This is a genomic window from Salinimicrobium tongyeongense, assembly GCF_026109735.1.
In the GTDB taxonomy this organism is placed as follows: domain Bacteria; phylum Bacteroidota; class Bacteroidia; order Flavobacteriales; family Flavobacteriaceae; genus Salinimicrobium; species Salinimicrobium tongyeongense.
In genome coordinates this window covers 1,625,990-1,640,127 of sequence record NZ_CP069620.1, presented here as the reverse complement: position 1 = coordinate 1,640,127, position 14,138 = coordinate 1,625,990, and the positions used below count along the sequence as shown (strand labels likewise).

Annotated in this window: 13 protein-coding genes; 10 read left to right on the top strand and 3 right to left on the bottom strand. The window is 43.4% G+C overall.

Features of this window, described 5'->3' with window-relative positions:
• The first annotated feature begins 88 nt into the window (after positions 1–88).
• The 4 genes from JRG66_RS07330 to JRG66_RS07315 all read left to right on the top strand — a co-directional run bounded on the left by JRG66_RS07330 (position 89) and on the right by JRG66_RS07315 (position 2,976).
• Positions 89–1,771 carry a glutamine--tRNA ligase/YqeY domain fusion protein gene (locus tag JRG66_RS07330; protein ID WP_265165267.1) on the top strand — a complete coding sequence of 561 codons (1,683 nt, stop codon included), beginning with the start codon at positions 89–91 and terminating at the stop codon, positions 1,769–1,771.
• A 127-nt stretch (positions 1,772–1,898) separates the two neighbouring features.
• Positions 1,899–2,312, top strand: a complete 414-nt coding sequence (locus tag JRG66_RS07325) for a YtxH domain-containing protein (RefSeq protein ID WP_265165265.1) — start codon at positions 1,899–1,901, stop codon at positions 2,310–2,312.
• Between the two features lie 6 nt (positions 2,313–2,318).
• The gene (locus JRG66_RS07320; RefSeq protein ID WP_265165263.1) at positions 2,319–2,765 is read left to right on the top strand and encodes a phage holin family protein; all 447 of its coding nucleotides are present in this window, start codon (positions 2,319–2,321) and stop codon (positions 2,763–2,765) included.
• Positions 2,752–2,976, top strand: a complete 225-nt coding sequence (locus JRG66_RS07315; protein ID WP_265165262.1) for a DUF6327 family protein — start codon at positions 2,752–2,754, stop codon at positions 2,974–2,976. Before JRG66_RS07320 ends, JRG66_RS07315 begins: the two co-directional genes overlap by 14 nt.
• 1 nt (position 2,977) lies before the next feature.
• On the opposite strand, the gene JRG66_RS07310 is transcribed toward JRG66_RS07315, so the two are convergent.
• A complete protein-coding gene (locus tag JRG66_RS07310) occupies positions 2,978–3,997 on the bottom strand; it encodes an SPFH domain-containing protein (protein ID WP_265165261.1) in 1,020 nt (339 codons plus the stop codon).
• A 74-nt stretch (positions 3,998–4,071) separates the two neighbouring features.
• Between JRG66_RS07310 and JRG66_RS07305 the strand changes: the two genes are divergently transcribed.
• Complete coding sequence (locus JRG66_RS07305; RefSeq protein ID WP_265165260.1) at positions 4,072–4,752, top strand: outer membrane beta-barrel protein; 681 nt, start codon at positions 4,072–4,074, stop codon at positions 4,750–4,752.
• Between the two features lie 80 nt (positions 4,753–4,832).
• Here the strand turns inward: JRG66_RS07305 and gltX are convergent, their stop codons facing one another.
• Complete coding sequence (gene gltX, locus JRG66_RS07300) at positions 4,833–6,356, bottom strand: glutamate--tRNA ligase (RefSeq protein WP_265165258.1); 1,524 nt, start codon at positions 6,354–6,356, stop codon at positions 4,833–4,835.
• A 126-nt stretch (positions 6,357–6,482) separates the two neighbouring features.
• On the opposite strand from gltX, the gene JRG66_RS07295 reads away from it, so the two are divergent.
• From JRG66_RS07295 to JRG66_RS07275, 5 genes are all read left to right on the top strand, one after another.
• Positions 6,483–9,725 (top strand): DUF4175 family protein, encoded by a 3,243-nt coding sequence (locus JRG66_RS07295; protein WP_265165257.1) that lies wholly within the window; start codon positions 6,483–6,485, stop codon positions 9,723–9,725.
• Positions 9,718–10,137 (top strand): rRNA maturation RNase YbeY, encoded by a 420-nt coding sequence (ybeY, locus tag JRG66_RS07290; RefSeq protein WP_265165418.1) that lies wholly within the window; start codon positions 9,718–9,720, stop codon positions 10,135–10,137. Before JRG66_RS07295 ends, ybeY begins: the two co-directional genes overlap by 8 nt.
• A gap of 10 nt (positions 10,138–10,147) precedes the next feature.
• A complete protein-coding gene (gene mnmG / locus JRG66_RS07285) occupies positions 10,148–12,019 on the top strand; it encodes a tRNA uridine-5-carboxymethylaminomethyl(34) synthesis enzyme MnmG (RefSeq protein WP_265165255.1) in 1,872 nt (623 codons plus the stop codon).
• Between the two features lie 41 nt (positions 12,020–12,060).
• Complete coding sequence (locus JRG66_RS07280) at positions 12,061–12,918, top strand: class I SAM-dependent methyltransferase (protein WP_265165254.1); 858 nt, start codon at positions 12,061–12,063, stop codon at positions 12,916–12,918.
• A gap of 230 nt (positions 12,919–13,148) precedes the next feature.
• Positions 13,149–13,685 carry an OmpH/Skp family outer membrane protein gene (locus JRG66_RS07275; RefSeq protein ID WP_265165253.1) on the top strand — a complete coding sequence of 179 codons (537 nt, stop codon included), beginning with the start codon at positions 13,149–13,151 and terminating at the stop codon, positions 13,683–13,685.
• Between the two features lie 59 nt (positions 13,686–13,744).
• Here JRG66_RS07275 and JRG66_RS07270 read toward each other — a convergent pair whose 3' ends face one another.
• Positions 13,745–14,137 (bottom strand): DoxX family protein, encoded by a 393-nt coding sequence (locus JRG66_RS07270; RefSeq protein WP_265165252.1) that lies wholly within the window; start codon positions 14,135–14,137, stop codon positions 13,745–13,747.
• Position 14,138 lies beyond the last annotated feature (1 nt).

Genomic DNA, 14,138 nt, shown 5'->3' with positions numbered 1-14,138 from the left:
ATAACAACAATTAAGAACACGGCGGTACAGGAGCGGAAATGATGTTTATTTTCTGTAATTTTGTTCCCCTTAAAGTGAACTGTATACTATGGCTGAAGAAAAAAGATCCCTCAATTTTATTGAGCAAATCATAGAAGAAGATCTAAAGAACGATTATAAAAGGGAAGACCTGCAATTCAGGTTTCCGCCCGAACCCAATGGGTATCTTCATATTGGCCACGCTTCGTCTATTTGCCTCAATTTTGGGCTGGGGGAGAAGTACAATGCGCCGGTAAACCTGAGATTTGACGATACCAACCCTATCAAAGAAGAGCAGGAATATGTAGATGCGATTAAACGCGATGTAGAGTGGCTGGGTTTTGAATGGGCAAAGGAGTGTTATGCTTCCGATTATTTTCAACAGCTGTACGACTGGGCCGTGGCCATGATCAAATCTGGTGACGCCTATGTTGACAGTCAGACTTCTGAAGCCATTGCAGAGCAAAAAGGAACACCTACCCAGGCCGGAAAAAACAGCCCCTATCGTGATCGTTCGGTAGAGGAGAACCTGGAGCTTTTTCAGAAAATGAAAGACGGGGAGACCAGAGAGGGCGAGCACGTGCTTAGGGCAAAGATCGATATGGCAGCTAAAAATATGCTGATGCGCGACCCTGTGATGTACCGTACCCTGCACCGCAAGCACCACCGCACCGGTAACAACTGGATGATCTATCCAATGTACGACTGGGCTCACGGGCAGAGTGATTTTATTGAGGCTGTATCCCATTCCTTTTGTACGCTCGAATTTTTGCCGCATCGCGAACTTTATAACTGGTTCCTTGAAAAGGTGAGTTCTAGCGAAGATTTTAGGCCCAAGCAGCGCGAATTTGCCCGACGAAATCTTAGCCATACCATTGTGAGCAAGCGAAAACTGCTTCACCTGGTAGAGAAAGGGATCGTGAAATCATGGGACGACCCAAGAATGCCCACCATTTCGGGCTTGAGAAGGAGAGGCTATACCCCGGCTTCTATAAGGAAATTTGCTGAGACCATAGGGATCGCAAAAAGGGAAAATATCATTGATGTTTCCCTGCTCGAATTCTGTATCAGAGAAGATCTCAACAAGACTGCGCCCCGAGTGATGGCCGTACTTGACCCCGTAAAACTGGTTATCACCAACTATCCTGAAGGGGAAGAAGAGTGGTTGGAAGCCGAAAACAACCCTGAAGATGAGTCTGCAGGAAGACGGCAGGTGCCTTTCTCACGGGAATTGTTCATTGAACAGGAAGATTTTAAGGAAGAAGCCAACCGCAAGTTCTTCAGGCTTAGCCTTGGAAAAGAAGTAAGGCTGAAAAATGCGTACATTATCAAGGGAGAAAACGTTGTGAAGAATGATGCCGGTGAGATCACCGAGATTCACTGTACCTATGACCCTAAAAGCCGAAGCGGAAGTGGTACCGAAGAGTCTATGCGCAAGGTAAAGGGAACCCTGCACTGGGTATCGGCCAAACACGCCGTTAAAGCTGAAGTGAGGCTCTACGACAGGTTGTTCACTGTAGAATCTCCCGATGCCGATAAAGACAAAGATTTTCTTGATTTTCTCAATCCTGAATCGCTCAAAACCATTACGGCCTACCTTGAGCCAGGTTTAAAGGATGCAGAGCCGGGAGACAGGTTCCAGTTCCAAAGATTGGGATATTTTAACGTAGATAAGGAAAGTACCAAAGAAGCTCCTGTTTTTAACCGCACGGTAACACTAAGGGATTCATGGGGCAGTAAGAATTCTAACTAGAAGACGCTGATTTCCAATTAAGAATATTTTAGCATTGGATTTTGGATATTAACCGGTTATTAACAGCGCTACAGCTTACATTGAACTATATTTGGTTGTAGTATTAATCTTAATAATCAACAATATCATGGCAAAATCAGGAAGTACATTTTTAGCATTGCTAACCGGGGCAGCAATTGGAGCCGGCCTTGGGATGTTATATGCACCTGACAGTGGAGAGGAAACCAGGAGAAAACTTGGAGAAAATGCAAGGAGAACTCAGGATGATTTGAACAAGCGATATAAGGAAACCTCTTCAAATCTCAGTCAAAAAGCCAAAAAAGCCAAATCCGATTTTGAGCAGAGGCTGGAAGAAACACTGTCTTCTGCCAGTTATAAAGCCGATGAAATCCTGAGCAGCCTTGAAACAAAGCTCGAGGAACTAAAGAAGCAAAATGCCAAGTTCCAGAAAGACCGCAAAGGCGGGAACGACGATAACGCTCAGCTTGATGAAAGCGTTGCATCCAAAGGAGATAAGAAAACAGGTAACGCTGCAGTTTAATCGTTTATGGCATTTGGAAGAATATCTAATAACATTCAGGAATTAAAAGAGAACATCAGGGCTTTTGCACACAGCAGTGCAGAGTATTACAAACTTGACCTCTTTAATAAAAGCATGCAGGGAGCTATTGCCGCAATTAAAGGGGTGGCAATAGCTCTTTTTGCACTGTTTTTTGTGTTGTTTCTTTCTATTGCCGTTGCTGTTGCTCTTAGCAACTGGATAGATTCCCCCAGCAGTGGATTTTTCATAGTGGCCGGTCTTTACCTTCTACTGGTCCTTTTCTTCGTTTTCTTCGGAAGTAAAGTACTTATGAAGGCAATCTTACCGGGAGCTTCAAAAAAGTTCTTCCAGGAGCCTCAAAAGAAGCCTGAAAATAAAGAACATCACGAGTTTACTCCTCAGAAGGACTTTGAAACCGATGAAATCATAATCAAAGACAATGAGAGAGTATAAAAACTTTAAAGAAATAGACCGGGACCTTAAACTGCTCAAGCTCCAGAAAGAGATTGATAAGGAGAAAGTCCTTTTGAGCTTTAACCATACAAAGGAAAGCCTCTCTCCCGGCCGGATTTTAAAAGACGCTGCCAACAGCGTTCTCAAGAACCGTTATGTGCTCAAAGGCGCTACCTCGGTACTCGGTTTTATAGGAGATAAATTCAAGTAATTTATTCCTGCGGAGTGTCTTCTCCGCCTTCTTCTTCAACCGGTGGTTGTGGCGGAAGTTCTCTTTTCTTACGCTCTTCTTTTTCTTTGCGTTTCTTCTCTTTTAGTGCGTTTTCCTTTTTCATGGCTTCCCCAATCTGGTTTGAAGCAGTGAAAGAGGCGATCATGTTATTGAGCATATCGCTACCTGCCTGGGGCGAATTGGGCAGGAGAATGAGGTTACTCTGGGTTTCCTCACCCAAAGACTGTAGCGTGTCGTAATGTTGGGTAACCACAATAAGCGCCGATGCTTCCTGCGAGTTGATCCCCACATTGTTCAGTACATCCACACTTTCTTCGAGTCCTCGGGCAATTTCCCTGCGCTGGTCGGCAATTCCCTGTCCCTGCAGGCGCTTACTTTCGGCTTCGGCCCTGGCCTTGGCCACTATCTTGATCCTTTCGGCTTCAGCTTCGTATTCGGCTGCGACTTTTTCCCTTTCCGAAGCATTTATACGGTTCATGGCAGCTTTTACCTGTACATCGGGGTCAATATCGGTCACTAAAGTTTTTATGATGTCGTAACCGTATTCTTCCATAGCTTCGTTAAGCTCGCGTTTTACTGCAATAGCGATATCATCTTTGCGCTCAAAGACGTCGTCGAGTTTCATTTTTGGAACCTCGGCACGCACCACATCAAAAACATAAGAGGTGATTTGATCGTGGGAGTTTTCGAGTTTATAGAAAGCGTCATAGATCCTCGTGGAGATCACCTGGAACTGCACAGAGATCTTCAGTTTTACGAAAACATCATCTTTGGTCTTGGTCTCTACCAGTACATCGAGCTGCTGTACCTTCAGGTTTATTCTGCCCGAAATCTGGTCTATCACCGGAACTTTAAAGTGCAAGCCACTGTTACTAATTCTTTGAAATTTTCCGAAGCGTTCAATAAGGGCAGCGGTTTGTTGTTTCACGGTAAATATTCCGGAGAAAAGCACAATGAAAGCGAAAGTGATAAAGACTGCGGTTAAGATGGTGGAGATCATGCTTGTAAGTTAATTTTAACGAAAGATATAAAAATATTCTCCTACATTAGCCTTTCATTTCTCAAATCATACCTATGGATCTTAAAAAAGTCATTCTCTTTGCAGGAATTCTATTTTTTAGTTTTAGCAGCCAGGCACAACGACGGCTCTGGGACGGGGAGTATAACAGGTTAGGCTTGCAGGGCGGGGTGAATCACTTCAATATCATAACCGATGAGCTGCAGGTGACCTCCAAAACCAGCTGGACGGCAGGTTTTACCACCCGTGCTTCTTTTTACAACAACTGGCAGTTTGTGTATGGCATTAATTTTTATGATTTCAGGGTAGATATTGACGGGCGTCAAAAGATCGAAGAAACCGCTGCCACCAAGCCTATAGAATACAACATGATTGGGGTGCAGGGAAACTTCTTTGCGAGCTACAAACTTATTGATCATTACCTTAGTATTGAGGCGGGGCCTGTAGTACAGGTGAATGGCAAGCTTGAGGCCAGGCAGGACAAGGAGCTTTACTACGTGGGAAATTATAACATCACTGCCACAGACCTTGAAAATGTATCCACCTTTAATTTTAACCTGGCCATAGGATTAAGTGGTGGATGGGAGTCTATAAAGTTGTGGGCCCAATATCAATACGGCCTCAACAACTTCCTGAAAGGCCTCGAAGATGAGAATTTGCAGGAGACAGATTCTTCGGTTCCTTCTTTTAAAGGGAATATGAGCATTATTGCCGGAGGGGTCACTTTTTACCTCTAGCTAAACCAAAATAACGAGCATAAAAAAAGCCATTTTTGAAACCTCTCAAAAATGGCTTTTTAGTAAGTTATTTCTGAAGCTTACAATTCCTGCTTTGCTTTTTGCAGGCGGGCTATGGTTTCTTCTTTTCCAATAGCTGCTGCAATGTCAAAAACATCGGGTCCCTGCATGGCGCCTACCAGAGAGATCCTGAAGGGCTGCATCACCTTTCCAAAGCCAATTCCTTCGGAAGTGATCCAGGATTTTACCCTGTCCTGCACATTTCCGGCAGAAAAATCTTCAGTATTCTCTAATATTTCTATGACCTGCTGAAGGATTTGCGGCGTATCTTCTTTCCAGGCTTTTTTTACCGCCTTCTCATCGTAGTTCTCGGGCGCAGTGAAGAAGTAGCTGCCCTGGTTCCAAAAATCGCTTAAAAAGGTGGTTCTTTCCTTTAAAAGTGCCACAATTTGGCGGGCATATTCGGGAGTCGTGGAAATATCTTTTGTTTTGAGAAGATCCACAAGATCGGCGGCTAATTTTTCGTTAGCTGTTTCCTGCATGTAGTGATGCTGGAACCACTTTGTTTTTTCGGGATCAAACTTAGAGCCGCCCTTAGAAACGTGCTCCAGGCTAAAGGCTTGTGTGAGTTCTTCGAGGCTGTAGATCTCCTTTTCGGTACCGCCACCGGCATTCCAGCCTAAAAGGGCCAGCATGTTCACAACGGCTTCGGGATAATATCCTTCTTCGCGGTAACCGCTTGAAATATCACCCGATTTTGGATCTTTCCATTCCAGCGGAAATACCGGAAAGCCCATTTTATCGCCGTCGCGTTTGCTCAATTTTCCTTTGCCCTGGGGCTTTAAGATTAGGGGCAGGTGGGCAAATTTTGGAGCGGTCCATTCAAATGCGCGGTAGAGTAGCTCGTGCAGGGCAAGAGATGGCAGCCATTCTTCCCCCCGAATTACGTGCGTGATCTTCATCAAATGATCATCAACAATATTGGCCAGGTGATAGGTAGGCATCCCGTCGCTCTTAAAAAGGACTTTATCGTCAAGGATCTTTGTTTCAATGGTCATTTCCCCACGAATTTCATCTTTGAGATGAAGGGTTTCATTTTCGGGAGCTTTAAATCGGATCACGTAAGCTTCTCCGGCCTCAATTTTCTGTTGTACTTCAGCTTCAGGAAGGGAAAGCGAATTCTTCAGTTTTTGGCGGTTGTGCCAGTTGTAGATGAAGGTTTTTCCTTCGGCCTCGTGCTGTTCCCTGTGTTTATCGAGTTCTTCCGCAGTATCAAAAGCGTAGTAGGCATTGCCCGAAGCTATGAGCTTTTCGGCATATTCCCGGTAGAGGCCTTTGCGCTCGCTTTGGCGGTAAGGCGCGGCATCTTTTTCTTTTCCGGGGCCTTCATCAAAGGGGATGTTGCACCAGTTTAGGGCTTCTATAATATAGTCTTCGGCACCTTCAACATACCGGGCCTGGTCTGTATCTTCAATGCGCAGAATAAAATCTCCGCCGTGTTTTTTGGCAAACAGGTAGTTGAAAAGTGCAGTTCTTACTCCTCCTATGTGTAGCGGCCCCGTGGGACTTGGTGCAAAACGCACTCTTACTTTTTCTGTAGACATAACGCTGGTTTTATTGCGCAAAGATAAAGGATTCTTTAGGTTCACGAAATGGCACTGTAAATGTGGAAGTTTGTTTAAATTCTCGAATTAATTGTAATTTTAGAAGATTCAAAAAAGGGGAGGAGCATGGACAATTTTGAGATCTTAAGACAAAAGCTGGAGGCCTTTATAAGGAAGTTCTATCTCAATGAACTTGTAAAGGGTTTCATCTTTTTTGTTGCCATTGGCCTGCTGTACTTTCTGGCAACCCTTTTTATTGAGCACCTGTTTTGGCTCAATCCTACCGGTCGCAGTATTTTGTTCTGGAGCTTTATTGGGGTAGAAATTTTTCTCTTCGGAAGGTTTATTACCTATCCGTTGCTGAAGTTGTTCAAAATCTCCCGCGGAATTGGTTACACCGAAGCTTCTCAAATTATAGGGAAGTATTTTCCTGAAGTGGGTGACAGGCTGCTCAACCTGCTACAGCTTAGCAAAAGTGACAAAAAGAGCGATCTTTTAATTGCTTCCATAGATCAAAAGGCGAACCAACTGAAGCCGGTGCCTTTCAGCATGGCAATCGATTTTAAGAAGAACCTTCCGTATTTGAAGTATGCCGCCATTCCGCTTATCATAATTCTTTTGCTGATGATTTCGGGCAGGGCCGAAGTTTTCTCGGGCAGTTATGAAAGGGTGGTGAATTATAAAACTGCCTACGAGCCGCCGGCGCCATTTTCATTTCAGCTTTATAATGAGCAGTTACAAATTAGGGAAAATGAAGCCCTCACCATAAAAGTAAGTACCAGTGGGAGAATGGTTCCGCAAGATGTTTCTGTGAATTATGATGGGCAGAATTATTTTATGAAGCGCGTTTCCCCCGGGCTGTTTGAGTACAGCTTTGAGCCGGCGCAGCAATCCTTTACCTTCAACTTGTCGGCCAATAAAGTTAGGTCGGTAAATTATAAGGTAGTTGTTGTAGAGGTCCCAAAAATGCGGAATTTAAAGATGATTCTTGAATATCCTGCCCATACGGGCTTAGGAGAGGAGGTTATTGAAGGAACCGGAAACGCCACTGTTCCCGAAGGAACTCTGGTGAAGTGGGAGGTGGAAACCTCTGCGACCTCCAGGGTAAAAATGGGAATAAAAGACAGCCTTTATAACTTTCAGAAAAAGGGAAATTTGTTTCAGCTAAAGAAGAATATAAGTACTTCCGTAGATTATCAAATAAGCAGCTCGAATGAGCAGGTTAAGGATTTTGAGAACCTGAGTTATAAGATTGAAAGTGTAAAAGATGAATTTCCCGAACTTCAGCTGGAACATCAAACAGATTCGCTGGAACCCGATCTTCAGTATTTCTTCGGAAAGTTCTCTGATGATTACGGTATTTCCGAAGTAAATATGGTCATTCAGGAAACAGAAGTGTCAAAAAGGGGAAAAAAAGTACGCCTTCCGCACGGAAAGGGGAATGTTGGCGAATTTGTGAGTATTTTTCCTGATACGCTGGCTCTTGAAGAAGGAAAATCATATCAGTTTTACTTTGAAGTTGTTGATAATGATGTATTTAATGGTTATAAAAGCACAAAAAGCCGACTTTTTAACTATCGAAAGAAGACAGGCAGGGAAGAAAAGCAGGAAAGGCTGCAGGAACAGCGGCAGGCAATAGAAGGAATTGACGGTTCCCTTGAAAAAATGCAATTTTCGGAAGAGGAACTGGAGGAGCTGTCAAGGCTGGAAAAGGAGAAGCAGGAGCTTAATTACAATGACCGGCAGAAGCTTCAGAATTTTTTGGAAAGGCAAAAACAGCAAAACCGCCTGATGGAGAATTTTACTGAAAAACTGAAACGCAACCTTCAGGAAGAAGCGAGTCCTCAAAATGAGGATCTCAAAAAAGAACTGGAACAACGGCTTTCAAACAGGAAAAAGGAACTGGAGGAAAATGAAGCCTTGCTGGAAGAACTTGAGAAGTATTCGGAAAAGATTCAGAAAGAAGGCTTGCAGGAAAAACTTCAGGAGCTATCAAAAAAATCCCGGAACCAGGAGCGCAGCCTTGAGCAACTGCTGGAACTCACCAGGAAATATTATGTTCAGGAGAAATCGGCTCGAATCGCTGAAGAACTTGAGGAGCTTGCCAGGGAACAGGAACAATTGTCGGAAATTTCTGAAGAGAATCCAGGAGCCTCACAAGATTCGATTTCGCAGGAGACAAATGAGCTTTTTAAAGAAGTTGAAGAGCTGTTAAAGGAAAACCGGGCTTTAAAGAAACCACTGGAAATTCCTGAAAATAGAAATGAACAGCAAGGTGTAAAGGAGAGCCAGGAGAAGGCAAAGCAAGCCCTGGAAAAACAGGATAGGGAAGGGGCCAAAAAAGAGCAGAAAAAGGCTGCAGAAGAGCTGCGAAAAATGAGCCAGAAAATGCAGCAACAAATGCAGCAGGGGCAGATGCAACAAATGCAGGAAGATGTGAGCATGTTGCGGCAGATCCTGGATAACCTGGTCACCTTTTCTTTTGGGCAGGAAGAGCTCATGAAAGATTTCAAAGATTCGGGTATGGACAATGCGTCTTTTGCAAAAAAAATTAGGCGGCAGGATCTACTCAGGGAGAATTTTAAGCATGTAGATGACAGCTTGTACGCCCTTGCCCTGCGCAATGAAATGATAAGTGAACCTATCACAAAAAAGCTCATTGATGTTGATTACAGCCTTGATCAAAGCCTGGAGCGGCTTGCACAAAATGACCTTAGAAGAGGCCTTAGCAGTCAGCAGTACGTCATCACCGGGGCTAACGATTTGGCCTACTTACTAAGTGACATTCTGGAGAACATTCAGGATATGTTACAGGCTTCACCTTCAGGTGGTGACGGCCAGGATGGGCAGTTGCAGAACATAATCCAGAAACAGAAGGAGCTAAACGAAGAGATGGGAGAGCAGATGCAAAAAGGCAGGCAGAACAAGGACGGCAAAGAAGGAGAAGCCGGGGAAGCAGAGAGTGGGGAGTTGTTCAGGATATTCCAGGAACAACAAAAGCTGAGGAGGGCGCTGGAAGAGCAACTTCGGAAGGAGGGGAAGAATGCTGGAGGGAATGGGGCAAAGAAGGAAATGGAACAAATTGAGAAGCAACTTCTGGAAAAAGGTTTCGATGAAGATGTGTTGCGGCGCATGCAGGAATTGGAACACAAATTGCTGGAATTGGAGCGGGCAAAAATTGAGCAGGACAGGAAACCCGAAAGGGAATCCACGACCGGTAAGGAAGAGCTTATTAATGAGACTAAGGCCTTAAGGGAACGGGCTAAAGAATATTTTAATGCGACTGAAATTTTAAACCGACAAAGCTTACCTTTGCGCCCCGTTTATAAACTGAAAGTAAAAGAATATTTTGAACGAAGAGATAATTAATTTTTATTCTGAAAATGACTTCGAGCTGAAGGATGTTTCAGGTTTTGAAAACTGGATTAAAAGGGTGATTGCTTCCGAAGGAAAAAAGACCGGCGAGATCAGTTTTATTTTCTGTGATGACGATTACCTCTTGGAGATAAACCGGAAGTATCTCGATCACGATACTTTTACCGATATTATAAGTTTTGATACCTCAGTTGGAAATATTTTAAACGGTGATATTTTTATAAGTACTCAAAGGGTAAGGGAGAATGCAGGGGAATATAATGTTGCTTTTGAGGAGGAACTTCAAAGAGTTGTGATACACGGGGTGCTGCACCTCTGCGGGTACAAAGATAAATCTAAAGATGAAGAGCAGTTAATGCGACGAAAAGAAGAGGAAAAAATGGAAATGTTCCACGTGGAACAATAGAAGAGAATATATGTTTCAGGAAAGATATGATGTTATAGTTGTAGGGGCCGGCCATGCCGGGAGTGAGGCCGCAGCGGCCGCAGCCAACATGGGTTGCAGCACGCTATTGGTGACCATGAACCTGCAGAATATTGCGCAAATGAGCTGTAATCCTGCAATGGGCGGGATCGCAAAAGGTCAGATTGTTCGGGAGATTGATGCACTTGGAGGCTATAGCGGTTTGGTAAGTGACACCAGCGCGATACAGTTCAAGATGCTCAATAAATCTAAAGGGCCTGCTATGTGGAGTCCCAGGGTGCAGAGCGACCGAATGATGTTTGCCGAACATTGGCGCCTTAGGCTGGAAGCCACAGCTAACCTCGATTTTTACCAGGAGATGGTGTCGGGGCTCCTTATTGAAGCTGATAAAGTTGTAGGAGTAAAAACTTCCCTGGGAATTGAGATTAAAGCGAAGTCTGTCATCCTTACCAATGGTACTTTTTTAAACGGACTTATTCATATTGGTGAAAAACAATTTGGAGGTGGTAGAGCAGGAGAAAGGGCAGCTACGGGAATTACCGAAGAATTGGTTCAGTTAGGATTTGAAGCCGGAAGAATGAAAACCGGAACTCCGCCGCGTGTTGATGGAAGATCTTTAGATTATTCAAAAATGATTGAGCAGCCGGGCGATGATGTACCGGCTAAATTCTCATATCTTGACGAAACAAAACCCCTCTCAAAACAACGATCCTGTTATATGTCTTATACCTCCCCCGAGGTGCATGATCTTTTAAAGGAAGGCTTTGATCGTTCCCCAATGTTTAATGGAAGGATCAAAAGTATTGGTCCGCGGTATTGCCCTTCAATCGAAGATAAGATCAATCGTTTTGCCGATAAAGACAGGCATCAGCTTTTTATAGAACCAGAAGGCTGGAATACGGTGGAAATGTACATCAACGGATTCTCAACTTCGCTGCCCGAAGATGTGCAGTTTAAAGCTCTGCGTTCAGTCGCCGGATTTGAAAATGTCAAATTTTTTAGGCCGGGTTATGCCATTGAATACGATTATTTCCCACCCACGCAGCTAAAACATACCCTGGAAACGAAACTGGTGAGCGGACTTTATTTTGCCGGACAAATCAACGGGACCACAGGTTATGAAGAAGCAGGTTCACAAGGTTTGATCGCCGGTATCAATGCTGCTTTAAAAGTGCAGGAAAAAGAGGAATTTATCCTGCAGCGCAGCGAAGCTTATATTGGGGTTCTTATAGACGATCTTATTACAAAAGGTACCGAAGAGCCATACCGTATGTTTACTTCAAGAGCTGAATATCGCACCCTGTTAAGACAGGATAATGCAGATTTCAGGCTTACCGAGAAATCTTATAAAATAGGACTGGCTTCGGAAAATAGGCTTCAGAAGATGGAGGAGAAGAAATCCAAATCACATGCTTTTGTTGAATTTTTGAAAGACACCAGCGTTGTGCCTGAAGAAGCAAATGTTGTTTTGGAGAAAAATAATTCGGCACCCATGAAGCAAAGTGATAAGATCTTTAAAGTCTTTTCAAGGCCGAATATTGACATGCAGGATATCCGGAATTTTAGCGGAGTAGAGGAATATATTCAGGAAAATGAATTGGGAGAAGAAGTGCTGGAGCAAACCGAAATTCAGGTGAAGTATTCAGGATATATTGAAAAGGAAAAGAACAATGCCGACAAACTTCACAGGTTGGAAGGAATCAAAATCCCGAATGATTTTGATTATTCCAGGATCAAATCTATGTCTTATGAAGCCCGTGAAAAACTGAAAAAAGTCAAACCCACCTCGGTATCCCAGGCTTCCAGGATTAGCGGGGTGAGCCCGAATGACATTTCGGTTTTACTGGTATATATGGGGCGGTAAATCTTAATCGTTCCACGTGGAACATCTTCTAAAAACTTTCAATGTTGCCACTAATTTTTTCTGATCAACCTGAATTTGTATGCAAAGACCATACGGTAAGCGGGGAGTCTTTTGAGTTGAGAAAAGCAAAAGGCCTCGATCTTTTAGCAACTTTTCCAAGACCCGATCTTGATCGTTTGCCCGATTATTATAAGAGTGAAAAGTATATCTCCCATACCGATTCAAAAAAGGGAATTTTCGATAAGGTTTATCAGCAGGTAAAAAACATGATGCTTTCCAGGAAATTGAATTGGATAGCTAATGAAAAGTCGGGAGAGTTAAAAGTTCTGGATATTGGTGCCGGAACGGGAGATTTTTTACTCGCGGGCAAAAACAGGGGGTGGAAGGTTTTTGGATCTGAACCCAATCCCGGGGCTCGCGAACTGGCTTTAAAAAAAGGAGTGGAGTTGCAGGAAGAAACCTCTTTGTTTGCTTCAGAAAAATTTGATGTAATCACCATGTGGCATGTTCTGGAACATGTGCCGCATCTTGAAGAACAGATTGAGGAATTGCACAGATTATTAAAACCCGACGGGCTCCTCATTATTGCCGTACCAAATTTTAAAAGTTACGATGCAGAAAAATATAAAGAAGATTGGGCGGCTTTTGATGTGCCGCGTCACCTATATCATTTTTCCCCTTCAGCGATGAAAAAGATTTTTAATGCAGCGGGGTTTTTGCTTAACACTCAAAAAGGGCTTTTTTTCGATTCATTTTATGTAAGCCTGCTTTCTGAAAAATATGCTTCAGGTTCTTCAAATGTACTGAAAGCGGTTTGGAATGGTGCTGTATCCAATTTTAAGGCTAAATCTTCAGGAAACTATTCTTCGGTGGCGTACTTCTTCAGAAAAAAACACTAAAACCGCATTTTAAAGCGATTTAAGAGCGTTTTCTTCGGAAGATGATGTTGGAGGTCGTCTTTTTGAGTCTGCAGCCAATAAATACCTTCTAAAAAAGCCATTTTTGATAACTTTTTTAAATTTTATTTCACATAACCATTTATTTATTTTATTGCTTCAGAAATCTGGCATTTTCGATAAGGAATGGAAATGCTTTCTTACTTTTGCGGCGAAACTAAACAAACTTCAACATGAAAAAATTATTATTAGCCCTTTCACTGGGAGCGATATTCACCGGATGCAATAATGACAAAACCGCTTATGTAGATACTACTGTTCTTATTCAGGAGTATTCAGAAATGAAAGAAGTGGAAGCAGATTTCAACCAGAGGTCAGAAAGCCTGAAAAAAGAACTTGATTCGGCTGCACAGGGATTTCAGCAGGAAGTAATGGCCTTTAGGGATAACGCGGCAACAATGTCTGAAGCTGAAAGGCAGGCAGCACAGGAGGAATTGATGAGGAAGCAACAAATGCTTCAGCAGCAACAGCAAATGAGAAGCGGGCAGTTGAGACAGGAGGGAGACCAGGTGATTGATTCGCTTATCACAAAAGTGAAAGATTTTGTAAAAGTTTATGGCGAAGAAAACAACTACACTTACATCTTCGGGTCAAATGAATCGGCTAATATCATGTATGCCAAAGAAGGGCTTGATATTACCCAGGAGATTTTAACCGAGCTTAACGAAAGCAGAGGGGTTACGCAGGAAGATGCTGCCGTGACCGAGTAAAATATTTCAGGAATTAAAAGAGGCTGCCTTAAGAGAAATGTGCTTTTAAGGCAGTTTTTTTATGCGGTAACCAGAAAGATCCCGAAGATAATGACCATGAAATAACCAACAATGGTAAACGCACCGGCGTAATCGTTTGCCACTCTTTGCCCAAATAGCAGCATGAGAAGGGTAATGGCAGCCAGGACCAGTGCCCAAAGTGCCAGTGCCGGATCATTGTTTAGGGTAAATATGGCCACCAATGCCACCAGCCCTGTTATGATTTCGAGCACCAGGATGATGCCCAGGAGCAGAGAGACCATTCCTCCCATGAAAGTGCCTTTAAAATGACCGGTAAGCCACTCGTAGTTGCCGCTCCAGTTGAACAATTTATCAAGACCCGATTGTAGAAAGGTGATGATGGTGAATATGAGAATCAAATAGACCGGGATGTTTGGGATAAAATTGTCCATA

What these genes read in the sequence shown, in the direction of transcription:
- JRG66_RS07330 (WP_265165267.1), top strand. Translation starts at nt 89, where the DNA reads ATGGCTGAAGAAAAAAGATCCCTCAATTTTATTGAGCAAATCATAGAA.
- JRG66_RS07325 (WP_265165265.1), top strand. Translation starts at nt 1,899, where the DNA reads ATGGCAAAATCAGGAAGTACATTTTTAGCATTGCTAACCGGGGCAGCA.
- JRG66_RS07320 (WP_265165263.1), top strand. Translation starts at nt 2,319, where the DNA reads ATGGCATTTGGAAGAATATCTAATAACATTCAGGAATTAAAAGAGAAC.
- JRG66_RS07315 (WP_265165262.1), top strand. Translation starts at nt 2,752, where the DNA reads ATGAGAGAGTATAAAAACTTTAAAGAAATAGACCGGGACCTTAAACTG.
- JRG66_RS07310 (WP_265165261.1), bottom strand. Translation starts at nt 3,997, where the DNA reads ATGATCTCCACCATCTTAACCGCAGTCTTTATCACTTTCGCTTTCATT.
- JRG66_RS07305 (WP_265165260.1), top strand. Translation starts at nt 4,072, where the DNA reads ATGGATCTTAAAAAAGTCATTCTCTTTGCAGGAATTCTATTTTTTAGT.
- gltX (WP_265165258.1), bottom strand. Translation starts at nt 6,356, where the DNA reads ATGTCTACAGAAAAAGTAAGAGTGCGTTTTGCACCAAGTCCCACGGGG.
- JRG66_RS07295 (WP_265165257.1), top strand. Translation starts at nt 6,483, where the DNA reads ATGGACAATTTTGAGATCTTAAGACAAAAGCTGGAGGCCTTTATAAGG.
- mnmG (WP_265165255.1), top strand. Translation starts at nt 10,148, where the DNA reads ATGTTTCAGGAAAGATATGATGTTATAGTTGTAGGGGCCGGCCATGCC.
- JRG66_RS07280 (WP_265165254.1), top strand. Translation starts at nt 12,061, where the DNA reads ATGTTGCCACTAATTTTTTCTGATCAACCTGAATTTGTATGCAAAGAC.
- JRG66_RS07275 (WP_265165253.1), top strand. Translation starts at nt 13,149, where the DNA reads ATGAAAAAATTATTATTAGCCCTTTCACTGGGAGCGATATTCACCGGA.
- JRG66_RS07270 (WP_265165252.1), bottom strand. Translation starts at nt 14,137, where the DNA reads ATGGACAATTTTATCCCAAACATCCCGGTCTATTTGATTCTCATATTC.